This is a genomic window from Leeuwenhoekiella palythoae (genome assembly GCF_020310025.1).
Classification (GTDB): Bacteria; Bacteroidota; Bacteroidia; order Flavobacteriales; family Flavobacteriaceae; genus Leeuwenhoekiella; species Leeuwenhoekiella palythoae.
This window is the reverse complement of the sequence record NZ_CP084318.1, coordinates 870,729-894,759: the sequence shown is the minus strand read 5'-3', so window position 1 is coordinate 894,759 and position 24,031 is coordinate 870,729. Positions and strand designations below refer to the sequence as shown.

Genomic DNA, 24,031 nt, shown 5'->3' with positions numbered 1-24,031 from the left:
ACTTAAGGTTTCGATCGGCACTCGAAACTAGTTTTTTAGTTTAGGTTTTTAAGATTATTTGAATACTATTTTATTGAAATACATTTGAGAAAAATAGCCTTTCTTACCGGTACTCGTGCAGATTTTGGAAAACTGAAATCGCTTATTCGGGCAATTCACGATTCAATTGACTTTGAATATGGAATTTTTGCAACCGGAATGCATCTGCTCGAGCAATATGGCCTCACTGTCATTGAAATTGAAAAAGCAGGTTTTCAAAATATTGAGCGCTACTCGAATTACACCTCTGAGGCCTCTATGGACCTCACTCTGGCTAAAACTATCGAGGGTTTTTCAGCCTATGTGAAAGCATTTCAACCAGATTTAATAATCGTTCACGGCGACCGGGTAGAAGCACTCGCAGGAGCTATAGTGGGTTCGCTTAACAACATACTAGTCGGTCACATCGAAGGAGGCGAGCTTTCGGGCACTGTAGATGAACTCATTCGGCATTCGGTGAGTAAATTGAGCCATATTCATTTTGTATCTCACGAGACGGCCGCCAAACGTTTGCTCCAAATGGGCGAAGTCGAGAGCAGTATATTCAATATTGGTTCGGCTGATTTAGATGTGCTATTCAGTGATACCTTACCCAATCTCGAAACCGCAAAAGCCTACTACGACATTCCGTTTGAAAACTATGCGGTAGTTTTGTTTCATTCGGTAACCACCGCGCATCAGGAAACTTCCACGCACGCAGGCGATTTTGTACAGGCGCTATTGGAAGATGATCAAAACTATGTGGTGATCTATCCCAATAATGACCTGGGTTCTTCCGCTATTTTAAAGACGTATGGCCAATTTGAAGAGCATCCGCGATTCCGGCTTTTTCCGTCCTTGCGGTTTGAGTATTTCATTACCTTGCTCAAAAACGCGGCTTTTTTAATAGGAAACAGCAGTGCCGGCATTCACGAGGCACCATACTTGGGAGTTCCGACAGTAAATGTGGGCAGGCGCCAGGAAAATAGGGACTTACTGACCGACAGCATCATTCATGTGGATAATGCTACAGCAGCTATTTTAAAGGGTATCGCTTCCGCGAAAGCATTAAAGGTCAAACCAAAAGGGACAAAAAGTACCAAAACAGCTGCCTCCGGATTTTTGGAAGCGCTAAGAACTGAAGCTTTTTGGCAAATAGATCATCAGAAGCAGTTTCGGGATCTTTAAAGTGTCACTTCGAGTGGCTGAAGTGAAGCGATAGTGGAGCTTCAGATGTATCGAGAAGTCTTCTTTGTTATGATGTTTTGAGTTCACTTGGCTTCTCGATACATTTGCTTTCGGCTTGAAGCCTCAATCAAACACTCGAAGTGACAGTGTTCTCGAGCAATAGCTTTTTTGCTTGTGGCCTCAATAAACATTTAAACTGATAGGCTTCTCGATACACCGGTCTCGACTTGAGGTCTCGACCGGCACTCGAAGTGACTCTTCTCGATACATTTTTTTTGAACCTCTGTTCTCAAAAATCACTCGAAGTGACAAACAAATCCTAATTCTTGAAAGTCTATAATGTTTATATTCTAAGATGTCGGGATAAAACTTATTATACCGGTGTAACTTCTGATCTTTGGGAGCGGGTTGAACAACATCAATCCGGGAAGTACAACAATTCTTATACATCTAGCAGAAGACCAATTGAATTGGTTTATTATTGTGAATTTACAGAACCAGAGTTGGCAATTGAATTTGAGAAGCGGATTAAAAAATGGTCTCAGGCTAAGAAGGAAGCTTTGATTAATGGGGAATTTGAAAAACTACCTAACTTGGCTAAAAAACGTTTCAAATAATATTCGTCACTTCAAGCAAATTAAGTGTAGCGATAGTGAGGCTTGATTTGTATCGAGAAGTTTTAGGAGTTAGGATTTTCTTAGTTTTTCAGACTTCTCGATACATTTGCTTTCGGCTTGTGGCCTCAATCAAACACTCGAAGTGACAGTGTTCTAGCTTAATTACGTTTTGCATTGGGCCTCAATCAAACACTCGAAGTGACAGTGTTCTAGCTTAATTACGTTTTGCATTGGGCCTCAATCAAACATTTAAACTGACAGGCTTCTCGATACACCGATCTCGACCGACACTCGAAGTGACAGATTTTGATATCTTTAATTTAGAAAAACGAAAAACGAAAAACGAAAAACGAAAAACGAAAAACGAAAAACGAAAAAATGCTTTTTAAACTTCTAATTTTGAATTTAAAACCTTGGCTTTAGCATCTTCAAAAACCTTAGGAATTGTCATTACTGATGGTGTTGGCTTTCGCAATTTTGTGCTGAGCACGTTCTTGACCAAAGCTGCCCGGTCTTTTGAAAAAGTAGTTATATTTTCCGGACTCCCATCATCGGCGTACCCTAAGCTTGATGCGTCGGTTTTTACTATTGTAGAGCTTCCTGTTTTTACGGAAACTAAAACGAATTGGTTTTGGCGAAAGCTAAAAGAAGTAGCACATCTGCAGAAGCACAAATCCAATCCAGGAATCGCAGATAATTACGAGATGAACAAAGCCAAGAGCTGGAGCCCGCACGGACTTTTGGTTCGACTTGTTTATGCCGTTAGTTCAGTATTTCATAGCGAAAAAAATATACTTAAGTATGAAGAGCTACAGGAGCAAAGTTTTAAAAAAGATGCTGTTGTTTCTAAGTATGGAGAAATTTTAAAAGAGCATAAGCCAGATATTTTGTTCTTTACCCATCAGCGCCCACCGTTTATTGCAACACTTGTTTACTGGGCAAAAAAGCTTCAAATTCCTACCACCTCGTTTATTTTTAGTTGGGATAACCTGGCTTCTAAAGGGAGGATGGCTGCAACATTTGATTACTTCTTAGTCTGGAGTGATTTGATGAAAAAAGAGTTGCTTCGATTTTACCCGTTCACCAAAGAAAAAGCAATTTCAGTTGTAGGGACACCTCAATTTGAACCCTATGTGCTGCCCAAGTTTGATCTTTCTGAAAGCGAGTTTTACAAAACTTTAGATTTAAATTCCGAAGCGAAAATCATTTGCTACAGTTGTGCCGATGCTTCAATTGGACCAAATGATCCTTTGGTGATCGCTACTTTGGCAGATGGTATTCGTTCCGGAGCAATTGATTCAAGCCAGCTTTTAGTCCGCACCTCACCGGCAGAAGACGAGCGACGTTTTACTGAAACTAAAGCCAAATATCCCGAGATCAAATGGAATCATCCTAAATGGGAACTTACCCGGGAAGGGCATCCCGAGCCGTGGTCACAACGTGTTCCTACACAAGAAGATTTGAGCATGCTTAAAGCTATTTTAAAGTACTGTGATTTGAATGTAAACATGTTGTCGACGATGAGTCTTGATTTTATGTTGTTTAAAAAACCGGTGGTTAACACCGCTTTTGGGAGCCAAGAGAACGGCTTGTACAATGATCAGCGCTTTTTGCAATATGAACATTATGACAATGTGGTTAAAAGTGGTGCGGTTAAAATCGCTAAAAACGCTGAAGAATTATATACTGCTGTAAACGCATACCTGCGTAATCCCAATCTGGATCTGGAAAATCGTAGGAAGCTTATCGATATGCAGGTGGGAAAACCTCTTGACAAAACCACGCAGGCTTGTGTACAAGCTTTAAAAAATACTTTATGAGCACCAAAAGATTAGCGGTAGTTTGTAATTATGTACTTCGGGCCGATCGCATCGGCGGGATGGATCGTTTTTTTGTGGCTTATGATAAAGCAGCTAAAGCTAAGGGTTATGAGGTAGATTGGTTTTTTCCGGATGTTTTGTATAAAACATTTTACGAGGGCGTTACTGTTTTTTCTGCGGAAGGAAATTCAAGTGTCGAAGCCTTTTTTCTCAATTACCTTGAAGAAAATGAAAAAACCTATACCGCTTTGGTTACGCATTTCACCGAATTATGCACGCCTTTCTATAAGCATGCTAAAGTTGCCGGAAGCATTCAAACAGTTATAGCAGTAGATCATAACCCGAGGCCGTTAAATGGATTTCCGCTTAAAAAGCGATTGAAGAACCGTTTAAAAAGCTATTTACATCATAAAGCTATCGATCATTTTATTGGTGTCAGCAGTTATACAGCAAAGCAGATTGTGAAAGACCTAGGGCTCGTAGTGGCAAAAAAAACAGGAGTGATTTATAATGGTATTGATACTTCTGTATTTAGAAAGCGAGATAGTCAAGATTCAGCTCAGGAGGACAACATTGAGTTCGTTGTAGTTTCGCATCTGAGGGGGTCTAAAGGCATTCAGGATCTGATCGATGCTCTAGGCTATTTGCCAGAAGCTATAAAAAATCGTCTGCATATCACTATTTATGGGGAAGGTCAGTTGGAAGAAGGCCTAAAGCAACAGGCCCGAGACAAAGAGGTTGATAGCCTATTAAGCTTTAAAGGGAGTTCTTCAGAGATTCCACAACTTCTGGCCGATTTTGAGTACCTCATTCAACCTACATATATGGAATGTTTTAGCCTTTCCATTCTGGAAAGCTTATCTGCTAATGTTCCAGTGATTACTACAACAGTCGGAGGAAACCCTGAGATTATTGAAGAGGGTGTGAATGGGTTTTTATTTCAACCAAAGAATAAGCGGGCTCTTGCAACCATTATTGAAGAAGTAGTAAATGGAGACCGAAAAATTTCAAGGGATACTTCTTTTCTCATAGAAAAGGAATATTCACTAGACCGTATGGTTGCCGAACATATTAATTTATTGGATTGATGCATATTGCTTTTTTAACTCCAGAATATCCTCATCCCGATTTAAACCGAAGTGGCGGTTTGGGAACCAGTATTAAAAATCTGGCAGCAAGTTTGATTCAGGCCGGGGAACGCGTTACGGTTTTTGTGTACAGTCAGACGGAAGACAAGCAATTTGAAGATCAGGGAATCAAAATTCACAGCATCGCTAAGCGGAAGTATAAACTTGCAGGCTGGTATTTGCATCGTAAATTTTTACAGCGTTATATCAATAAAATTATTCTTCTAGAGGGAATAAATGTTCTCGAAGCACCGGATTGGACCGGAATTACGGCTTTGATGCGTTTTAAATGTCCGTTGGTTATTCGACTTCATGGGACCGATGCCTATTTTTGTCATTTGGAGCAACGCACACAAAAAACTAAGAATCGCTGGTTTGAACAACTAGCGCTTAAAAATGCCGATCATATTCTTGCAGTAAGTGCTTTTACCGCAAAACTGACCAAAGAAATTTTTGGACTGAAAAAGGAAATACAAGTAATTCCTAATTCAATCGACACAGAGCTATTTAAGCCTTCAAAAGTTGAGGCTGAAGCTCATCGAATCCTATATTTTGGAACCTTGATTCGTAAGAAAGGAGTGTTGGAATTGGCAAAAATTTGCAATTTGCTTTTTCAAAAGAATAAAGCGGCCAAACTTGTTTTAGCAGGAAAAGATACAACCGATGTACTAGTGAACCGTTCTACTGAAACTCTTTTTTTAGAACAGCTTCAAACGGAATATCATAGTCAAGTACAATTTGTGGGAGTATTGCCTTATGCTGAAATTCAACTTGAACTTGCACGAGCTAGCGTGGTTGTGCTACCCAGTTTTGCAGAAGCTTTACCTATGACCTGGATAGAAGCCATGGCGATGGGAAAGGCACTTGTAACTTCTGATATTGGTTGGGCAAACGAGGTGATGATCGATGGTGAAACGGGATATACGGTAAACCCAAAAAAACATCAACATTTTGCTGATAGCATTCAGAAACTGTTAGAAAATTCCAATCTTCGCTCAAACATGGGTAAGAAAGCACGAGCATATGTGAAACTGAATTTTGCGACTGAGGTTGTAGTAGAACAAAATGAGGTATTTTATAAAACTGCTATCAACGAATGAATTGCTATATAACCGATACAGGAGAAATTTTGTTATACACGGGTGCTCCTGATTTAAATATGCTAGATCAGTTGGCTAAGGGACCAGGGGATCTTTGGCATTCCAGTTATGATCAAGGTTTTAAAAATTGTTTCCCGGAAATCGTTTATCAAACAGCTACATTCTGGTGGTTTATCAATGATTTTGAAAATACTACGAGTTGTATTAATTGGCGCGTAAATGCAAGCTGTTTTGTAATTCGAGAGAAGGTTTGGAAGTTACTTAATGGCTTTGATGCACGGTATAATAACGAAATAATGCAAGGGATTGATCTTGGCTACACGCTTTTAAGAGAACTGGGGGGAGTTCCCATTTACGTCAAAGGCTTATACGCATTAAGTGCAGATAGCGCAAACATTGAGGCTGAAGACAGGTATGCATTTTATCGTAAACACTTCAAAATTGGGCATAGTATTTATATGATGCTCAGGCAGCCTCTTTCTAAGTGGTTTTCTGAGCTGTATTATTTTATTGAATCCGCTACGCATCAATCAGCTACATCGAATTTAGTAACATTGCCTTTAAAAACTTTAGTAACTATAGAGGCTCCCAAAGTTTCTGTGGTAATCCCTACTATGTTTCGACAGGAATATACTGTACAGCTTTTAAAGGATTATGCAGCGCAAAGTATTTTACCTATAAAAGTCATTGTAATAGATGCAACTCCAGAAGAATTCAGAAATGTAGCCCTTTATAATCTAGACTTACCGTATGAATTCCAATTAATCTGGCAAGAATCTACCGGGAGTTGTCGTGCTCGTAATGAGGCTTTAGAATATTGTAAAGGGGATTATATCATTTTTGGAGATGATGATATTAGAATACCTCCGGATTTTGTTGAAAACCACATTCGTTTTTTAGAAACCTATCAGGCAGATGCTTGTAATGGAAGAGATATTAGAGCAAAACATTATACAAATGATTTGACTGATTTGGATGCTTTTTTAGATCGATCTCCCACAAGTTTACAAAAAGCCGGGGTGGCGCATCAATTTAGTAATGCTAATAGTTGCGTAAGAATGCAATGGCTCAAAAAGCTGATTGGGAATGATGTTAATTATGATGGCGGGTACGGAGAGGACAGCGATTTTGGCCTGCGCTTATTAAAAGAAGGAGCTGTAGTAATGAATAATCCGTTTTCGGTTAATTTGCACTTAAAGCCACCAGCCGGAGGGTATAGATTCTGGGGGCAAGAAAAACCAACTTCAAAACCTTGGGAGCTGGATGTACCTGTAGGAACGTTAAAACCAGTGCCAAGCCCAACAATACTATATTATACCTTAAAGCATTTTACTCCAAGTCAGCACAAAGAATATAAATACAAGCACTTTATATTGAATTTAGTTCGTGGTAAATCCTATTTAGTACTAAAGCGATTACTTAATCTTCCTAAGAAGTTGAAGCAGTATAGGCTTTCCGAATGGTATGCACAACGCTTGATCGCACTTGGAGAACGTTATAAATAGCTCTTTAGTTTATGCCTAGTTTTTCCTTAATTATATGCACCTATCAGCGTTCACAAGCATTAGGGACCTTGTTAAAGTCGGTTCAAAAGCAAAGGCTTTATCCCGATGAAATTTTAGTGATCGATGGTTCGATAGATAACCAAACTGAAAAAGTGCTTACAAAGCAAGTCATTAAAAATCTAAAGTATTTTAAGGTTGAAGAACAGGATCGCGGACTCACCCGTCAGCGAAACTTTGCTATTAAAAAGTTAAATCCGAAGTCTGAAATTGTGTGTTTCTTGGATGACGATGTGGTCCTTGAGACAGATTATTTCGAGCAAATTCTTCAAACATTTCGTGAAAAGCCTAGTGCCCTTGGTGTCGGTGGTTACATAACCAATGAAGTGATTTGGGAGTTAGATAAAGATGAAGCAAAAAGAGATTATTTTGTATTTGATGGGTATAAGCGGAAGGAGGGGAGTCGGTTTCAATTGCGTGCGTTATTTGGATTACAGCCTGATGCTGCTCCCGGATTTATGCCTGATTTTGGACATGGACGATCTATTAGTTTTTTACCCCCTTCCGGAAAAACGTACCCAGTGGAGCAACTAATGGGAGGTGTGGCAGCTTATAGGAAAACCTTGTTTGAGGAACTTAGTTTTTCCAGCTATTTTGAAGGCTATGGCTTGTATGAAGATGCCGATTTTAGCTTAAGGGCTTCGAAGTTGGGTTCTCTTTGGATCAACACCAAGGCACAATTGTTACATCATCACGATCCTTCAGGAAGACCCGATCTCTATAAATACGGGAAAATGGTGATTCGAAACGGGTGGTATGTTTGGCGGGTTAAGTATCCAAACCCTAATATTAAAGCACGAATTAAATGGAATGCAACAGCATTACTTTTGACACTGATTCGGTTGAGTAATGTGCTCACTACTTCAAACAAAATGGGTGCTTTACGTGAAACCATTGGTAGAACTGTAGGATGGTGGAGTTTACTTTTTAATAAACCAAAGCCTCAATGAAATTTGCAGTAATTACACATATTGAGCATTTTGAAAAGGATGGGAGTTTTTATTCCTATGGCCCATATGTTCGTGAAATGAATCTGTGGTTCAAATCAGCGGATGAGGTTAATGTGGTGGGAACTTTCAGTTCAAAAAATCCAGGAAGTATCGACTTACCTTATAAAGCAGCAAGCCTGCAATTGATCAAGGTTCCATCTTTTGATATTACTAGTGTTACTCAGGTTGGTCGGGCAATTTTGGTATTGCCGGGAATTTTGAAGAGAATTTACAAAGTAATGTTGGGTGCAGATCATATACATCTGCGTTGCCCCGGAAATATGGGTTTACTGGGTGCCATTGTTCAGGTATTTTTTCCAAAGAAGAAAAAAACAGCGAAGTACGCAGGAAACTGGGATCCTAAAGCGAAGCAACCCTGGAGTTATAAGCTGCAAAAATGTATTTTAAGCAATACATTCCTTACTAGAAATATGCAGGTTTTGGTTTATGGCGCTTGGCCTAATCAAAGCAAAAATATCAAGCCCTTTTTTACCGCGACCTATACCGAAGCTGATAAGGCGGTTTTTCTGCAACGTAAATACGATTTGCCTTTACGTTTTTTATTTGTTGGTAGTTTGTTGGTTCCGGGAAAGCGTCCTTTATATGTTCTGGAGCTTGTAAACGAACTTATTTCCAAAGGTTTTCCGTCAGAACTTCATTTTTACGGCGATGGGCCTCAGAAGGAATTGCTTCTCGAATTTATCACGGAGCATCATCTAGAGAAAAGTGTTTTTCTTCACGGTAATCAATCGGCTGCTGCCGTTGCTGAAGCCTACACAAAAAGTCATTTTTTGATACTTCCTTCTAAAAGCGAAGGCTGGCCAAAAGCCATTGCAGAAGCCATGTGGTGGGGTGTGATTCCTATCGCTACTCCAATTTCTTGCGTACCGTGGATGCTTGATCACGGTAATCGTGGTATTTTAATCAAGGCCAAGCTTGAATCTGATGCAGCTCAATTAGAAGCATTTTTAAAAGATAAAACGGGTCTGAAAGATATGGCGCAAAAAGCATCTGCCTGGTCACGCAACTATACCTTAGATTTATTTGAAGCTGAACTTAAAAAACTCTTGTAAACCGTGCGCATTCTACAATTGATAGATAGTTTGGCTATTGGTGGCGCAGAACGTATGGCGGTTAATTATGCCAATGCATTATACGATAGGGTTGAAGTCTCTGCTCTTTGTTCTACCAGACAAGAAGGGCTTTTAAGGGAGTTGATTAAACCCGAAGTGCCTTATTTGTATTTAGCGCGGATACGCCGCTTAGATGTAGCTGCTGTATTTAGATTAAAGCGTTTCATTAAACAACATCAGATTGAAATCATTCATGCGCACGGAAGCAGCTATTTTATAGCTGCTCTGGTTAAGTTAATGACTCCGGGCCTTAAATTGATTTGGCACGATCATTACGGGAATAGTGAGTTTTTGAAGGATCGGAATACCGGATATCTGAGGGTTTTTAGTACATTATTTGACGCTGTTTTTTCGGTAAATAAGAAACTAGCAATTTGGGCAAAACAAACTTTGAAAGTTAAAAAAACCTTTTACATTAAAAATTTTATTGCTGAAGCTCTGCCTTATGACATCACTAAAAATTTCCAAGGGGTGCGCGGAAAACGCATTGTTTGCGTAGCGAATTTGAGGCCTCAAAAAAACCATCATCTGCTCTTAGATGCTTTTGAAAAGTTACTTGAAACAGATCACGAGTATACGTTACATTTATTCGGAGAAGCACTTGACACGCTGTATGCAAAATCCATTTTGCAGCGGTTAAAAGAGCATCCATTTAAAAGTTCTGTTTTTTACCATGGGCTTTATTTTAAAATGTCGGCTGTTTTACCACATTTTGATGCTGGAGTATTATCTTCAAATTCGGAAGGTTTGCCTTTGGCGATATTAGAGTATGGACAAGCCGGACTTCCTGTAATCACTACAGACGTTGGGCAGTGCAAGCACGTGCTGGACGATGCGGGGATTTGCGTACCGCCAGAAGATACTGAAGCATTTGCTTCGGCTTTACTTTATTTGGAAGAGAATCCTCTAGAAGCACAGCAAAAAGCCAAAATATTTCAAAATAAAGTGCAAGAACAATATGGAGCTCCGTCAATCTTGACTGAAGTACTTTCTATTTATGCTCAAATTATTTAAAAACTATAACAAGCAGTATTTGCAATTAATAGGGCTCCACGTCGCTATTGGTTTTGCCATTTATTTGTTTCGGTTTTTGGGTTTATTTTACTTTTTAGGGGCTATAGTCTTTTTCATTCTATGGATTTTTCAATCTGGAAACAAGCAAAATCAGGCACTTTTAGCTGCGGCTTATATGACTGCTGGAGAGGTGTTTTTCAGGATGACTGGTGGAAGTTTGATTCCTTGGGAAGCGGGTAAATACTCAGTGATCTGCTTTATTTTGATCGGGTTGTTTTTTAGTGGTACTTCAAGGAAATCCGCTCCGTATTGGTTGTATTTATTGTTGTTGATTCCTGGAGTGCTCTATGCCGCTGAAACCCTAAATTTTGATACGAATGTGCGTAAAGCAGTCATTTTCAATTTGAGCGGACCGTTCTGCTTAGGAATTTCGGCGTTGTATTGTTATGATCGCAAAATATCTAAACAACAGTTTCATCATCTTATTTGGGCTTTATTGATGCCGGTTATTGCCCTTGGAGTTTACCTTTTATTTTACACCCCTGATACTCGGGAAGTACTAAATGGTACCAATTCTAATTTTGCGCTTTCCGGTGGATACGGTCCTAATCAAGTGGCTACGGCGCTAGGAATAGGAATGTTTGCTTTGGTGGTTCAGCTTTTTGTGAACAGTAAAAACAAGCTTATCTTTTTTATTAATTTGGGTTTGCTGATGTTTTTGACGTATCGAGGTATCATTACGTTTTCTCGTGGTGGAATTTTTACTGCAGCTTTGATCAGTCTGGCATTTATTGTTATGTATTTTCAGGGAGTTTCCAGTAAGAAACGAAATGCCATCTCTTTTTATTTGGTGATCTTAGGAAGTGCTATAGCAATCACGTGGCTGATTTCCTCGGTGCGCACCATGGGACTTATTGATTTGCGCTATGCCAATAAAGATGCAGCTGGGCGAATTAAAGAAGATCTAACTACAGGTCGACAAGAATTGGTTACCTCTGAACTTACTTTTTTTATGAATAATCCGGTGATGGGTATTGGTGTTGGGAAAACCAAAGAATACCGCGAAGAAAAACTAGATATTTTGGCGGCTTCCCACAATGAGATCAGCAGATTGCTTTCTGAACACGGTGTTTTCGGACTTATAGCACTACTAATTTTACTTGCAGCACCGTTATTCTACCGTATCGGAAATCGGAAAAATTACTTGTTTTATTCCTTTTATGGGTTTTGGTTTTTGACGATCAATCATTCCTCTATGCGGGTTGCGGCACCGGCTTTTCTATACGCCTTATCCCTTTTAAATGTAATGCATGAGCCAAAGAATACTGTACCTCGGCAACAAATTATCCAATAAAGGTTTTACGCCCACCGGAATAGACACGCTTGGTCCACGACTTGAGGCTGAAGGTTTTCAGTTGCGGTATGCGAGTAGTAGGAGCAATAAAGTTTTGCGATTTCTTGCCATGCTTTGGGCGGTTGTCAAAAGTCGAAACTGGGCAGATTATGTATTGATCGACACCTATAGCACGCAAAGTTTTTGGTTTGCGTATTGTAGTGGGAGATTATGTTCCTTGTTAGGATTAGCTTATATGCCTATTTTACACGGTGGAAATCTTCCAGAGCGACTTAAAACGAGCCCTAAGGCTTCTGAAATTTTATTTAGAAACGCCTACATCAATGTAGCGCCATCAGCTTATTTATTGGAATGTTTCAAGAAAAACGGATTCCAAAAGGTTACTAATATTCCCAATGCGATCGATCTAAATCTGTATCAATTTAAGCAACGAAAAACTATTCAGCCTAAACTATTATGGGTGCGCTCTTTTGCTGAAATCTACAATCCGTTGCTTGCTGTACGCTTATTTCATTCCCTACACTTAAAATACCCTGCTGCCGAATTGTGTATGGTAGGACCTGATAAAGACGGTTCACTCGAACTTTGTAAAGCCGAAGCCGAACGTTTAGGGATCACCGTGCGCTTTACCGGTAAAGTATCTCGGGAGGCTTGGTGTACTTTGGCAGCCGATTACGATCTTTTTATCAATACAACCCATTTCGACAATACTCCGGTGAGTTTGTTAGAAGCCATGGCGCTAGGGCTTCCTGTAATTTCTACAAATGTAGGAGGGGTTCCCAAACTTATAACTGATGATCAAAATGGTTTGCTGGTTGCCGCCAATGATTCCGCTGCTTTTGTAAGCGCCATTGAGCGGTTATTACAACATCCAGAATTGGTAGAACGTCTTACTACCCGCGCATATCAGACTGTGCAAACTTTTAATTGGGAGGAGGTAAAGCAGCAATGGCATAAGCTGTTGTCTTAAAATGCGTTATCTTTGAAAGACCAAACAGCCCCCTTGATGTCTTGGATACCTAATATTCATTTTGAAATTTCAGAGCGCAAAATCCTTTTGCGCATTTTTGATCTGGTCGCTATAACCCTAACTTTAGTTTTGGTGTATAGCCTTTTTCAATTTGACTACCTTAAGATCAGGTATAGTAGGTGGGGTTGGGTGTTTGTATTATGGCTCTACTATACTGTTTTTGCTGCGATTTTTGAGCTTTACGATTTACAAAAAGCAGCTTCCTTTCAGACTACTTTAAAGAATATCCTTTTGACCGTTTCTACAACGGTTTTGTTTTTTATTCTTACTCCGTTTGTAACTCCTGTTTTACCGGAAAACAGATTGCAAATCCTACTCTTTTTTGCTTCGATGGTGGTAGGTTTATTGGTATGGCGGTATGCGTACATCAGTTTAATTTCCGCTCCGCGATTCAATAAGCGTATTTTAGTGGTTGGGAACAGTTTTGATATTAATCTCATTGCCGAAAATCTTCATAAGGCAGATCCCAATTATCGGGTAATCGGTTTTGTAAATACTGATGAAATACAAGCAAAAGATTTTGATCGAAGGTTGAAAGCCATTGAAGTCGCTAACCTGATCAAATCCATTAAGAGATATTCGGTTTCCGAAATTGTTGTGGCAAGCGCTGCGCAAGGGGTTGGGGTTGAGTTGTACAATAAGTTGCTGGTATTGCTTGAGCGTGGTTTTCCTATCCGGGAATACACGCAAGTCTATGAAGAGATCACGCATCGCGTACCCGTACAGCACGTGGAGCGGGATTTTTATAAATATTTCCCGTTTAGCAGAAGTAATAAAAACCGATTTTATCTTTTTATCAGCAGGCTTTTTAATGTGATTTTTGCGGTTTGCGTGATGTTTGTCAGTCTGTTTATTATTCCTTTAGTTTTTATAGGAAATCTTATGGGTAATCGTGGTCCACTTTTCTATACTCAAGAACGTGTAGGCCTTAACGGTAAGCCTTTTCATATTCTAAAATTGCGTACAATGATCATAAATGCTGAGGCGGAAGGAGTCCAATGGGCCAGTAGAGCTGACCGCCGTATAACGCCTTTTGGCAAGATCTTACGAAATCTGCGAATTGATGAAATTCCGCAATGCGTGAATATTCTTAAAGGTGAAATGAGTCTTATTGGTCCGCGGCCGGAGCGTCCTGTTTTTGTGCAGGAACTTTCAGAGAAAATTCCTTTTTATCAAATTAGGCATACGGTGAAACCGGGTTTGACCGGTTGGGCTCAAGTGCGCGGCAGATACGCAGAATCAATTGATGATACCTTAGAGAAATTGCAGTATGACTTGTTTTATATCAAACACCGCAACCTCTTTCTTGATTTGAATATTTTGCTGAAAACCATCAGTACAGTTTTATACTATCGCGGTCAATAGCTACACTTGGGTTACTCGACGTTCTCTGAAGAATGAAAGTATTAATAGAAGTATAACGGGAATAAAAGCGAGTTTAGCCAGATAATCTCCAAAGCGTACATAAAAAGTCAACGTATCGTTGGCATTGAGCGTACCTTTTAAACTTCCACGGAGGCCGTAACCCAATTCTTTGGTCAGTTCGCCTTTTTGGTTGATGAACGCTGAAATGCCTGTATTTGCACTGCGGGCAATACTTCTTCGGGTTTCAATGGCACGAAGGCGTGCATAATTCAAGTGTTGCTTGTGGCCTTGGGTATCGCCCCACCAGGCATCGTTGGTGATGATGGCCAAAAATTCTGCTCCCTCCTTAACATAATCGGTAACAAAAGCTCCGTAAACCGATTCATAACAAATCACCGGTCCCACTTTAGTGTCATTACTTCCCGTAAAAGCAACGCGATTATCTTGTGTTGTTTTCATAGAAACCGTTCCGCCCAGATCGAGCATGATATCTCCTAAAAGCGGTTTTAAAACGTTTTGATACGGAAAGTTTTCAACGCCAACCACTAATTTACTTTTGTGATAAATCTGAATGCTGTCTTGTTGATTTAGTAAAAAAGCCGAATTGAAAAAATCTGCCCAAATGGGATTTCCTATGCGGTCTTTGCCAACATAATTTGAAGTTGGTAGGGTAGCGGCTTTGTCGTTGTACACCCGGTAAAATTGAATTCCAGCTAAGTAATTAAGGTTGGGATAGTCTTCTAAAAATTGTTGTGCTTTTTGCCTTTCTGCACTAAAGGCAAAACTGCGAAGATCAACTCCGGCGCCTTCCGCGAGAACCGTTTCAGGAGCGATCAAATAATCGGTTGAAGAAGTGAGCGTTTTTGTTGCTTCCTCAAAAAGTAAGTCGGCTATTCGCTCGTTTGTAGTGTTGTATTTTTCGGTATAGGGGTCAATATTGGGTTGCAATAACACCACCTCAACAGGGTTTTCGGTTTCGGTATAATTCAATAAAATTAACTGACTAATTCCTATAGGAATAAGGATCACTGCCGCCGCAATGGCCAATTTAACGCTCAGTATTTTCCGATTTTTTCTTTCGGCGTAAGCCAGAGTTCCTTTAAAGATCAACGCATTAACAAGCCATACCCAAAGCGTTCCGCCAAAAGTCCCGGTATATTCATACCACTGAATCCATCCTGTAAAGGTCGCGAATGCATTGCCCAAATTCAGCCACGGCCAGGCAAATTCCCAGTTGAGATGCATAAATTCAAAAAGTATCCATTGAGCACCGAGAAAGGTTAAACTAAGGCTGGTTGAAAATCGCTTGCTGATTCGGGAATAGAGCATCCAGACTAAGGTCATCAGCAAGGAGTTGGCTAAAACCGCAAACCACATCCCGAATCCTGTGGAGTTATAAAGCCACCACGTTGTGATGATATTAAAAATGAAAAAAGCTAAATAGGAAAGTCCGAAAAGTTTCAGTCTTGGACGTTTGACGTCAGAAGTGTTCAGATTGCGTGTGGCAAATAATAAGGGCACGAACCCAAAAAATAATAAGAGCGGAAATCCGTAAGTAGGCCAGGCTAGTGCGAGGAGTAAACCGGTAGCGCATGCCAATAAAAGGTTTTTCATAACAGCGTTCTAATGCATAGGCAAGTTAAAGCAACCGCAATTTATAACGTAAATACCAACTCAAAAATATAGGCTAACGTGTGTTAAACCTATTTAAAAGCAAGGGCGCACTCTTCTATTTGTGATTAACTTAGAGCAAAAACCAACTATGCGAATTCTTATCACCGGAGCGACGGGATTAATTGGCCAGGCGCTTACTAAACAGTTGCTTCGTGCAAACCACGAAGTACATTATTTAACCACAAGTCCGGATAAAATTGAATCAAAACCCAATTATAAAGGCTTTTTATGGAATACCGCCAAGGGCCAATTAGATGTAGCCTGTTTAAAAGGGGTAAGGACCATTGTGCATTTAGCCGGGGCGAGTATTGCAGAGCGCTGGACCGAAGACTACAAAAAGACTATTTTAGAAAGCCGAACCCAGACAGCGCAATTACTTTTTGATACTTTAAAAAGCACTGAAAACGAGGTAAAGCATTTTGTTTCGGCTAGTGCCATTGGCGCATATCCTTCTTCAAAAACGCAATTGTACACCGAAGCATTTGAGACGTATAATCCGGGGTTTTTAGGAACGGTGGTAGAAGCCTGGGAAGCTTCAGCAGATCAATTTAAATCTTTAGGGCTTAAGGTTTCTAAAGTTAGGGTTGGAGTCGTATTGGCTGAAAACGGTGGTGCGCTTGAAAAGTTAATTCAGCCTATAAACTATTATGTGGGCAGTCCTTTAGGTGATGGAAGACAGTGGCAATCGTGGATTCATCTAGATGATTTAGCCGGAATATTTAAAACAGTTATTATAAACGCCTACGAAGGAATTTACAATGCGGTAGCACCTGCGCCGGTCACTAATGAAACCTTGACTAAGGAAGCTGCGGCCGTTTTAAACAAACCGCTTTTTATGCCTAAGGTTCCTGCATTTATGCTCAAGTTGATCTTAGGAGAAATGGCAGCCATCGTACTGGAAAGTCAGAAAGTAAGTTCGCAAAAAATAGAGAATAAAGGCTACATCTTTAAGTTTACTCAATTGAATAAAGCACTTAAAGACCTTCTTGAAAATTAGATTAATAGATGTTGCGAGAAAATAGAAGACATAAAAAAAACCGGCATTTAGCCGGTTTTTAATTTGTAATAGCGTTACAAATTACATTTGCTGGTTAGCAACAATTGTAAATTCTAACTCAATATCATCGTTGATGAATTTGTCACCTAAGTTATCAAAAACTGATTTAGAACCGTAGTTTACATTCCAATCAGTACGATCAATTGTAAATGGCTCAGACTTCAACGTCATTGTATTTCCTGATACTTCGTAAGTTACAGGAAACTCAATGTTTTTCTTAGTTTCTTTAAGAGTTAAGTTTCCAGACATCATTTTCTTTCCGTCTTCACCTTCAGTTACGCCGGTAATCTCAAAGGCAGCAGTAGGGAATTTTTGAACGTTAAAAAAGTCACCTTCTTTACCTTCAACAGTTCCTTTTAAGTGATCTTCAAGACTTGCTTTCTGGTCTCCTTCTAAATCCTGAACAGTGATAGAAGTCATATCAATTAAAAAGCTTCCGCTAATTTGCTCGCCTTCAACACGAACTACACCAGATTCTAAGCCAACTACACCATCGTGCGTTCCGGTAGGTTTTTCACCTAACCATTTAATTTCTGAAGCTTCTTTGTCTACCATATACTTGGTAGCTTCAGCAGTTGCTTCAACAGCAGCTTCTGCTTCTGCAGCTTCGGTTTCGTTTTTATTTTCGTTCTTACAAGATACTACAGCTGTAAATAGCGCAGCCATAGCAAATAGCGATAAAAATTTGGTTTTCATTATAAATACTTTTTTAGTGTTAATTGAGAGGTCAAAAATAGCAGAAACATTGAAAATTGCTCTTAAATAAACTATAAAATATATCGGTGACATTTTGACATTTTTATAGAATTGGCAGTACTTTTGCCATTTGCAAAGCAAATTTGATATACCATGAGTTCAGAAAATAAAGAAGAAATTCTTCACGAGAACGAAGAGAATAACGCACAGGATGTGCAAGATGCAACGCAGGAAGCTCAAAATGAGCCTGCAGCTGCAGAAGATATAGCAACAGATGAGGACGAATTGGCAAAATATAAAGCCGATTTAGAAAAGGAAAAAGACAAGTTTTTACGTCTTTTTGCAGAATTTGAGAACTACAAACGTCGCACCAGTAAGGAGCGTGTTGAGCTTTTTAAAACTGCAGGTCAAGAAGTGATGCAGGCCATGTTACCGGTGCTGGATGATTTTGATCGCGCAATGGTGGAAATCGAAAAAGCTAAAGACAAAAACCTTCAGAAAGGAGTTGAGCTGATCAGCAATAAGCTGCGCGAAACGCTAAAGACAAAAGGTCTTAAGCAAATGGAGGTGCAAGCTGGTGATGCATTTGATGCAGATGTACACGAGGCGATCACTCAAATTCCTGCACCGCAGGAAGATCTTAAAGGAAAGATCGTTGATGTGGTAGAGAAAGGCTACGAGCTTGGGGAGCGTATCATACGTTATCCTAAAGTGGTTGTAGGCCAGTAATTGTAGATGAATTTTAAAGATTGAAGAAGAGATAGGGATGAAAGAAGATTATTACGACATACTAGGCATAAGCAAGAATGCGACTGCTGCAGAGATTAAAAAAGCGTATCGTAAAAAAGCGATCAAGTATCACCCAGATAAAAATCCGGGAGATTCTGAGGCTGAAGATATGTTTAAAAAAGCAGCAGAGGCCTATGAAGTCTTAGGAGATGAGAACAAGCGTGCGCGCTACGACCAATATGGTCATCAAGCCTTTGAAGGCGGTGGCTTCGGCGGTGGCGGAGGTATGAATATGGACGATATCTTCAGTCAGTTTGGTGATATTTTCGGAAGTGCTTTTGGCGGCGGAGGCGGCTTTGGTGGTTTTGGCGGTGGCTTTGGTGGTCAGCGTAGAACTAAGGGAAGCAATCTGCGCATTCGCGTGAAGCTAACCCTTGAGGAAATTGCCAACGGTGCCGAAAAGAAAATCAAAGTTAAGCGTAAAAAGCAAGCTAGCGGAACTACTTATAAAACCTGTTCTACGTGTAACGGAACCGGGCAGGTAACACGGGTTACCAATACGATTTTAGGTAGAATGCAAACGGCTTCGCCGTGTACAGCCTGTGGTGGTAGCGGTCAGATGATAGATTCTAAACCAAGCGATGCTGATGCGCAAGGAATGAAGACCGAAGAAGAAACGGTTTCTATTAAAATTCCTGCCGGAGTAGTCGATGGGATGCAATTGAAAGTTACCGGAAAAGGTAATGAAGCTCCTGGAAACAACGGGATCGCGGGAGATCTTCTTGTGGTTATTGAAGAAGCAGAACACGAGACCTTGAGCCGTGAGGGTGATAACCTGCATTACGACTTATATATCAGTATTCCTGAAGCTGTATTGGGTACCAGCAAAGAGATTGATACCGTTACCGGTAAGGTGCGTATCAAGATCGAAGAGGGCGCGCAAAGCGGAAAGATATTACGCTTACGCGGAAAAGGTATTCCTTCAATTAACGGTTATGGTAAAGGAGATTTACTGGTACACGTAAACGTGTGGACACCGAAAAACTTGAAGAAAGAACAACGTGAATTTTTTGAAAATATGTTAGACGATGAGCATTTCTCACCGCAGCCACAACAGGAGGACAAATCCTTCTTTGAAAAGGTAAAAGACATGTTTTCTTAAATTTTAAGATGTTATTAAGAAAAAAGTGTATATTTGAATATCACTAATCACTAGTTAGTGATATTTTTCTTTTTCATAGCAATTTTTTTCCCATCCTTGATTCACATTAAGGGTGGGTTTTTGTTTAAGGGCCTTGGTATACCGGTTTTTGATACTAAATAATTCTTAACTGGCCTTTGAGGTCTATGGTTTTCAATATCTTTAGCTTTTATTGGCACAGCCAAAGGGTGTAATGCCCCATCCCGATAGCTATCAGGATGATACGAAATTAAAATTTGTTCGCAACGAATGCCTTATGGGCTTGCCCCGAGGTAGTTTACTACAAACTTCTATGACAGACCTTTTAGTCGCTGACCATATTCATAAAAAATACGGGAAATATACCGCTCTGAACGATCTTTCTATCCAAGTTCCAAAAGGAAGTGTTTTTGGTCTTTTAGGGCCTAATGGAGCCGGTAAGACGACACTTATACGCATCATTAACCAAATCACCATGCCAGATACCGGTAAAGTGTATCTGGATGGGGAAGCGCTTGATCAAAAGCATATTATCAATATTGGGTATATGCCCGAAGAGCGTGGGTTATATAAATCGATGAAGGTTGGGGAGCAGGTTATTTACTTGGCACGACTTAAGGGATTAACCAAAGCCGAAGCTAAAGAGCGCAGTAAATATTGGTTTGAGCGCTTGGGGATGATGGACTGGTGGAACAAAAAAATCCAGGAGCTTTCTAAAGGACAGGCGCAAAAGGTGCAGTTTATTGTTACGGTATTGCACCAACCTAAACTGCTCATTTTTGATGAACCTTTTAGTGGTTTTGATCCTATCAACGCGACTTTGATCAAAGACGAAATTCTAAAATTACGCGACGACGGGGCAACGATTTTATTTTCTACCCACCGTATGGAATCTGTTGAGCAAATGTGCGACCATATCGCATTGATGCACAAAAGTAATAAAGTGCTAGACGGTCGTCTTTCTGATATAAAAAGAGCGTATCGCACCAATACGTTTGAGGTAGGAATTCAGACCGCAGATGACAGTGTGCAAAGTCTTGAAGTGCTCAAAAAAAATGTGCTTGAGAGCGCACACGACGATTGGCAACTGCAACCCGCAAGTTTTAAAACCATCAACGAACACGACTTAAAACTTCAAGTTAAAATTCCGGAAGGTTTAAGTCCGAATGATCTTTTAGGTTTTCTGGCCAATAAAGGGACGATCAACCATTTTGTTGAGGTGGTTCCGACAGCAAATGATATTTTCATCCAAACGATAAATGCAAATTAATGGGTTCTTTAGCATTAATAATCAAGAGAGAATATAAAGCCCGCGTAAGCAATCGCTCGTTCATTATCATGACTTTTTTGAGTCCGTTGATTGTCGTTGGGATGATTATGTTGATCACGTATCTAACGCAACTCAATCAGGCAGGAAAACAAACCATTGTGGTTGTAGATGAAAGCGGACTTTTCTATAAAGATTTTGAGAGCACTGCAGAAATTGATTATCTCGATCTGTCGCCGCAAGGTCTGGATACCGCTAAAGACCTGGTGGAAGAACAAAATTATTTCGGGCTTTTATACATTCCTGAAAATGTAAAAAAGAATACTTCTGGCGTACGTTTTTATGGTAATGAAGCACCGGGAATTTCAACAATTGAAAGTATTGAAGAGCAAATTGAAACCAAACTCACTAACGAAAAACTTTTAGATCGTGGCGTAGATCTTGACTTGATCGACGCCTCAGAAACCTTAGTGTCTATTACTATTGAAGATTTTTCAGGCGAGCGCACTTCAAAAATATCAAATTGGATTAAAGCCGGTTTTGGTGGTGGCGCAGGATATTTGCTTATGATGTTTATCATCATTTATGGCAATATGGTGATGCGCTCGGTAATTGAAGAAAAAACAAACAGGATCATTGAAGTGATCATTTCTTCGGTAAAACCTTTCAAACTGATGATGGGTAAAATAATGGGTACTACGCTGGCAGGGATTACGCAGTTTATGATCTGGTTGCTTATAGGTGGCGGATTGCTCACCTTTTTAACGCTTTTCTTAGGCTTAGATGCCAATACTCCTAATGCAGCGATGGGCGGGATGGCCACAACAGATCTAGATAAAATTGAATTGATTTTGCTAGATGTGCTCAATCTGCCGTTATTGAAACTTGCGTGTTTTTTCCTTATTTATTTTATAGGAGGTTACTTTTTATATAGTTCTATTTACGCGGCAATTGGGGCAGCTGTTGATAGTGAGACCGATACCCAGCAGTTTATGTTGCCTATTATTATGCCGCTGATGCTGGCGATTTACGTAGGCTTTTTTGCTGTGATCGAAAATCCTGACGGTTCTATAGCAACAATTTTCTCGATGATTCCGTTGACGTCGCCAATTGTGATGTTAATGCGTATTCCATTTGGAGTGCCGTGGTGGCAGCTGGCACTTTCCGTAGGGATTCTCATCGCGACATTTATTTTTACCGTATGGTTTGGTTCAAAAATATACCGTGTAGGTATTCTTATGTATGGTAAGAAACCCACGTATAAAGAAATTTTAAAGTGGATTAAGTACTAAAATGATTCAGGAAGAGGTAAAAGAAACCGTAAAGGAAGGCGCTGAAAAAGTAAAGGACGTCATTGAAGAAAATGTGTGGGGAACCATACAAGATTTTCTCAACTTGGGTATCCATTTTAAGACAGGAAACACGCCCATAGATTTTACAGTTGGTCATTTGCTGCTGGTAATTCTTGCATTTATTGTGGCCACCGCCGCTTTGCGCTTGATACGTAGTTTTATCACGCGGAATATGGACCTGGAGAATGAGCTTAAGTTTAAAAGCATTTTTAAGTTCATCAGGTATATTGTGTATGTAATTGTCGTGGTGATCACCTTAAGCGCTTCGGGAATTGACGTTACGGTATTGCTTACAGCTTCCGCAGCTTTATTTGTAGGTTTAGGTCTTGCCTTACAGGATTTATTTACAGACATCATTGGGGGTATTTTTATAATGGTCGATAAGTCGCTCTCGGTAGGAGATGTGATCGAGATCGACGGAAAAGTAGGCCGTGTTTTTGAAATTAAGCTGCGTACCACCCGAGCTTTAACCCGAGATGATAAAGTGATCATTATACCTAATCATCACTTTATTAATGAGATCGTATTCAATTATACCCAAAACCATAAAACCACTAGAGAAACAGTTAAAGTAGGAGTCGCCTATGGAAGCGATACCCAGCTTGTGCGTAAAATATTATTAGACTGTGCCGGCAAACAGAACGGGGTGCTTAAAAACCCAAAACCAACTGTGCTTTTTGAAGAGTTTGGTGATTCTTCGTTGAATTTTGGAGTATTCTTTTTTATCAATGACAGTTTTTCAGACCCGCGGATCAAGAGTGAAATCCGTTTTAGGATTGATGAGGAATTCAGAAAGAACAACATTACGATTCCGTTTCCGCAGCGCGATGTTCATTTTTACCCAACCGAAAACCAATAAGAACCCTTTTTATGACAAAATATATTCTAGTACCTGTAATGCTTGTTGCGATGTTTACGATGCGATCGCAAACCACAGATATTGCAAGGGTAGAATATATGCATATTCCGTTTAGTAATTCTAACAATTCTGTTGGTCGGTTTAGGGCTTTGTTGCAGGTGCCGATTCCTTTAGATAAAGAGCTTAATAACATTCTGGTAGCCGGTTTTGAATATCGAAACACGCATATTGATATTAAAGATGCGGTTCCTGATGGTTTTAATGTGCAAGATGTGAGCACGCTGCACCGCATTTCTGCTTATGCAGGTTATGTATGGCGGTTTAAAGAACATTGGGTGTTTGGCGTAAAAGCGGGCGCACGTATCAACTCTAATATCGCCGGGACTTTAGTGCCTGATGATTGGATCTATACAGCTTCAATTTATGCAATTAACGATATGAAGAAAAATTCACCCACAAAACCCTACCGCTGGATTTTTGGATTGGACTATTCTTCAACGCCGGGGCGTAATTTTCCGCTTCCGCTAGTCAATTATTACAGAGAATTTCATCCTAACTGGACGTACACTTTGGGTGTGCCTAAGACTAATGTGCGGCATTATTTAAATGACTCACATAAAGATGCATTGCAAGCTTTTGTGTCCCTAGATAACTTTTTCGCCAATATTCAGAACAATATGATCATTGATGGTCGTACCGCCGAAAACATTTCAATGACTATCATTATGGGCGGGTTAGGCTACGAGCACTATTTTACAGAGCATTTGCTATATTACGCTTACGCCACGCACTCGATCAGCAATGATTTTAGGTTGCGCAATAATGACCGGGACGATATTTACACGATTAATAGTGACAATACGTTTTATTTTAGAACCGGTGTGAAATTTAAATTTTAAG

Annotated in this window: 21 protein-coding genes; 19 read left to right on the top strand and 2 right to left on the bottom strand. The window is 40.0% G+C overall.

The annotated features are described in order from the left end of the window. The first annotated feature begins 84 nt into the window (after positions 1-84). The 12 genes from neuC to LDL79_RS03550 all read left to right on the top strand — a co-directional run bounded on the left by neuC (position 85) and on the right by LDL79_RS03550 (position 14,317). Positions 85-1,206 (top strand): UDP-N-acetylglucosamine 2-epimerase, encoded by a 1,122-nt coding sequence (neuC, locus tag LDL79_RS03605; protein WP_225599187.1) that lies wholly within the window; start codon positions 85-87, stop codon positions 1,204-1,206. A gap of 326 nt (positions 1,207-1,532) precedes the next feature. Further along, positions 1,533-1,823: a GIY-YIG nuclease family protein gene (locus LDL79_RS03600; protein WP_225599186.1), complete on the top strand. Its 291-nt coding sequence runs from the start codon at positions 1,533-1,535 to the stop codon at positions 1,821-1,823. Positions 1,824-2,236: 413 nt separating this feature from the next. Next, positions 2,237-3,643: a glycosyltransferase family 4 protein gene (locus LDL79_RS03595; protein ID WP_225599185.1), complete on the top strand. Its 1,407-nt coding sequence runs from the start codon at positions 2,237-2,239 to the stop codon at positions 3,641-3,643. Then, on the top strand, positions 3,640-4,731 hold the full coding sequence (locus tag LDL79_RS03590) for a glycosyltransferase family 4 protein (protein WP_225599184.1): 1,092 nt from the start codon (positions 3,640-3,642) through the stop codon (positions 4,729-4,731). Before LDL79_RS03595 ends, LDL79_RS03590 begins: the two co-directional genes overlap by 4 nt. Further along, complete coding sequence (locus LDL79_RS03585) at positions 4,731-5,870, top strand: glycosyltransferase family 4 protein (protein WP_225599183.1); 1,140 nt, start codon at positions 4,731-4,733, stop codon at positions 5,868-5,870. Before LDL79_RS03590 ends, LDL79_RS03585 begins: the two co-directional genes overlap by 1 nt. Next, a complete protein-coding gene (locus LDL79_RS03580) occupies positions 5,867-7,375 on the top strand; it encodes a glycosyltransferase family 2 protein (protein WP_225599182.1) in 1,509 nt (502 codons plus the stop codon). Before LDL79_RS03585 ends, LDL79_RS03580 begins: the two co-directional genes overlap by 4 nt. 11 nt (positions 7,376-7,386) lie before the next feature. Further along, positions 7,387-8,382 carry a glycosyltransferase family 2 protein gene (locus tag LDL79_RS03575; protein ID WP_225599181.1) on the top strand — a complete coding sequence of 332 codons (996 nt, stop codon included), beginning with the start codon at positions 7,387-7,389 and terminating at the stop codon, positions 8,380-8,382. Continuing rightward, positions 8,379-9,494, top strand: coding sequence for a glycosyltransferase family 4 protein (locus tag LDL79_RS03570; RefSeq protein WP_225599180.1), 1,116 nt, complete (start codon positions 8,379-8,381; stop codon positions 9,492-9,494). The genes LDL79_RS03575 and LDL79_RS03570 overlap by 4 nt, the downstream gene beginning before the upstream one ends. 3 nt (positions 9,495-9,497) lie before the next feature. Further along, positions 9,498-10,568: a glycosyltransferase gene (locus tag LDL79_RS03565; RefSeq protein ID WP_225599179.1), complete on the top strand. Its 1,071-nt coding sequence runs from the start codon at positions 9,498-9,500 to the stop codon at positions 10,566-10,568. Beyond that, positions 10,552-11,922 (top strand): O-antigen ligase family protein, encoded by a 1,371-nt coding sequence (locus LDL79_RS03560; RefSeq protein WP_225599178.1) that lies wholly within the window; start codon positions 10,552-10,554, stop codon positions 11,920-11,922. The genes LDL79_RS03565 and LDL79_RS03560 overlap by 17 nt, the downstream gene beginning before the upstream one ends. Continuing rightward, positions 11,879-12,892, top strand: coding sequence for a glycosyltransferase family 4 protein (locus LDL79_RS03555; RefSeq protein WP_225599177.1), 1,014 nt, complete (start codon positions 11,879-11,881; stop codon positions 12,890-12,892). The genes LDL79_RS03560 and LDL79_RS03555 overlap by 44 nt, the downstream gene beginning before the upstream one ends. A gap of 36 nt (positions 12,893-12,928) precedes the next feature. After that, complete coding sequence (locus tag LDL79_RS03550; RefSeq protein ID WP_225599176.1) at positions 12,929-14,317, top strand: exopolysaccharide biosynthesis polyprenyl glycosylphosphotransferase; 1,389 nt, start codon at positions 12,929-12,931, stop codon at positions 14,315-14,317. Here LDL79_RS03550 and lnt read toward each other — a convergent pair whose 3' ends face one another. After that, positions 14,318-15,931, bottom strand: coding sequence for an apolipoprotein N-acyltransferase (gene lnt, locus LDL79_RS03545; RefSeq protein ID WP_225599175.1), 1,614 nt, complete (start codon positions 15,929-15,931; stop codon positions 14,318-14,320). It abuts the gene before it with no gap. Between the two features lie 148 nt (positions 15,932-16,079). On the opposite strand from lnt, the gene LDL79_RS03540 reads away from it, so the two are divergent. Further along, on the top strand, positions 16,080-16,988 hold the full coding sequence (locus LDL79_RS03540) for a TIGR01777 family oxidoreductase (protein WP_225599174.1): 909 nt from the start codon (positions 16,080-16,082) through the stop codon (positions 16,986-16,988). An 81-nt stretch (positions 16,989-17,069) separates the two neighbouring features. On the opposite strand, the gene LDL79_RS03535 is transcribed toward LDL79_RS03540, so the two are convergent. Next, a complete protein-coding gene (locus LDL79_RS03535; protein WP_072983672.1) occupies positions 17,070-17,744 on the bottom strand; it encodes a YceI family protein in 675 nt (224 codons plus the stop codon). 153 nt (positions 17,745-17,897) lie between these two features. Here LDL79_RS03535 and LDL79_RS03530 point away from each other — a divergent pair, with 153 nt between their 5' ends. The 6 genes from LDL79_RS03530 to LDL79_RS03505 all read left to right on the top strand — a co-directional run bounded on the left by LDL79_RS03530 (position 17,898) and on the right by LDL79_RS03505 (position 24,030). Further along, on the top strand, positions 17,898-18,473 hold the full coding sequence (locus LDL79_RS03530; protein ID WP_072983674.1) for a nucleotide exchange factor GrpE: 576 nt from the start codon (positions 17,898-17,900) through the stop codon (positions 18,471-18,473). 37 nt (positions 18,474-18,510) lie between these two features. Beyond that, positions 18,511-19,635 carry a molecular chaperone DnaJ gene (gene dnaJ, locus LDL79_RS03525; protein ID WP_009781235.1) on the top strand — a complete coding sequence of 375 codons (1,125 nt, stop codon included), beginning with the start codon at positions 18,511-18,513 and terminating at the stop codon, positions 19,633-19,635. A gap of 331 nt (positions 19,636-19,966) precedes the next feature. Continuing rightward, positions 19,967-20,923: an ABC transporter ATP-binding protein gene (locus tag LDL79_RS03520; RefSeq protein WP_225599173.1), complete on the top strand. Its 957-nt coding sequence runs from the start codon at positions 19,967-19,969 to the stop codon at positions 20,921-20,923. Next, positions 20,923-22,212, top strand: coding sequence for an ABC transporter permease (locus LDL79_RS03515; protein WP_072983677.1), 1,290 nt, complete (start codon positions 20,923-20,925; stop codon positions 22,210-22,212). The genes LDL79_RS03520 and LDL79_RS03515 overlap by 1 nt, the downstream gene beginning before the upstream one ends. Position 22,213: 1 nt before the next feature. Continuing rightward, positions 22,214-23,131 carry a mechanosensitive ion channel family protein gene (locus tag LDL79_RS03510; protein WP_072983680.1) on the top strand — a complete coding sequence of 306 codons (918 nt, stop codon included), beginning with the start codon at positions 22,214-22,216 and terminating at the stop codon, positions 23,129-23,131. Between the two features lie 11 nt (positions 23,132-23,142). Further along, the gene (locus LDL79_RS03505; RefSeq protein ID WP_072983682.1) at positions 23,143-24,030 is read left to right on the top strand and encodes a hypothetical protein; all 888 of its coding nucleotides are present in this window, start codon (positions 23,143-23,145) and stop codon (positions 24,028-24,030) included. The last annotated feature ends 1 nt before the right edge of the window (position 24,031 follow it).

Excerpts from the sequence above, each read along its gene's own strand:
- LDL79_RS03580 (WP_225599182.1), top strand. The coding sequence starts at position 5,867 with ATGAATTGCTATATAACCGATACAGGAGAAATTTTGTTATACACGGGT.
- LDL79_RS03560 (WP_225599178.1), top strand. The coding sequence starts at position 10,552 with ATGCTCAAATTATTTAAAAACTATAACAAGCAGTATTTGCAATTAATA.
- LDL79_RS03550 (WP_225599176.1), top strand. The coding sequence starts at position 12,929 with ATGTCTTGGATACCTAATATTCATTTTGAAATTTCAGAGCGCAAAATC.
- LDL79_RS03585 (WP_225599183.1), top strand. The coding sequence starts at position 4,731 with ATGCATATTGCTTTTTTAACTCCAGAATATCCTCATCCCGATTTAAAC.
- LDL79_RS03540 (WP_225599174.1), top strand. The coding sequence starts at position 16,080 with ATGCGAATTCTTATCACCGGAGCGACGGGATTAATTGGCCAGGCGCTT.
- LDL79_RS03535 (WP_072983672.1), bottom strand. The coding sequence starts at position 17,744 with ATGAAAACCAAATTTTTATCGCTATTTGCTATGGCTGCGCTATTTACA.
- LDL79_RS03590 (WP_225599184.1), top strand. The coding sequence starts at position 3,640 with ATGAGCACCAAAAGATTAGCGGTAGTTTGTAATTATGTACTTCGGGCC.
- LDL79_RS03555 (WP_225599177.1), top strand. The coding sequence starts at position 11,879 with ATGAGCCAAAGAATACTGTACCTCGGCAACAAATTATCCAATAAAGGT.
- lnt (WP_225599175.1), bottom strand. The coding sequence starts at position 15,931 with ATGAAAAACCTTTTATTGGCATGCGCTACCGGTTTACTCCTCGCACTA.
- LDL79_RS03570 (WP_225599180.1), top strand. The coding sequence starts at position 8,379 with ATGAAATTTGCAGTAATTACACATATTGAGCATTTTGAAAAGGATGGG.
- LDL79_RS03520 (WP_225599173.1), top strand. The coding sequence starts at position 19,967 with ATGACAGACCTTTTAGTCGCTGACCATATTCATAAAAAATACGGGAAA.
- LDL79_RS03530 (WP_072983674.1), top strand. The coding sequence starts at position 17,898 with ATGAGTTCAGAAAATAAAGAAGAAATTCTTCACGAGAACGAAGAGAAT.
- dnaJ (WP_009781235.1), top strand. The coding sequence starts at position 18,511 with ATGAAAGAAGATTATTACGACATACTAGGCATAAGCAAGAATGCGACT.
- LDL79_RS03515 (WP_072983677.1), top strand. The coding sequence starts at position 20,923 with ATGGGTTCTTTAGCATTAATAATCAAGAGAGAATATAAAGCCCGCGTA.
- LDL79_RS03575 (WP_225599181.1), top strand. The coding sequence starts at position 7,387 with ATGCCTAGTTTTTCCTTAATTATATGCACCTATCAGCGTTCACAAGCA.
- LDL79_RS03510 (WP_072983680.1), top strand. The coding sequence starts at position 22,214 with ATGATTCAGGAAGAGGTAAAAGAAACCGTAAAGGAAGGCGCTGAAAAA.
- LDL79_RS03505 (WP_072983682.1), top strand. The coding sequence starts at position 23,143 with ATGACAAAATATATTCTAGTACCTGTAATGCTTGTTGCGATGTTTACG.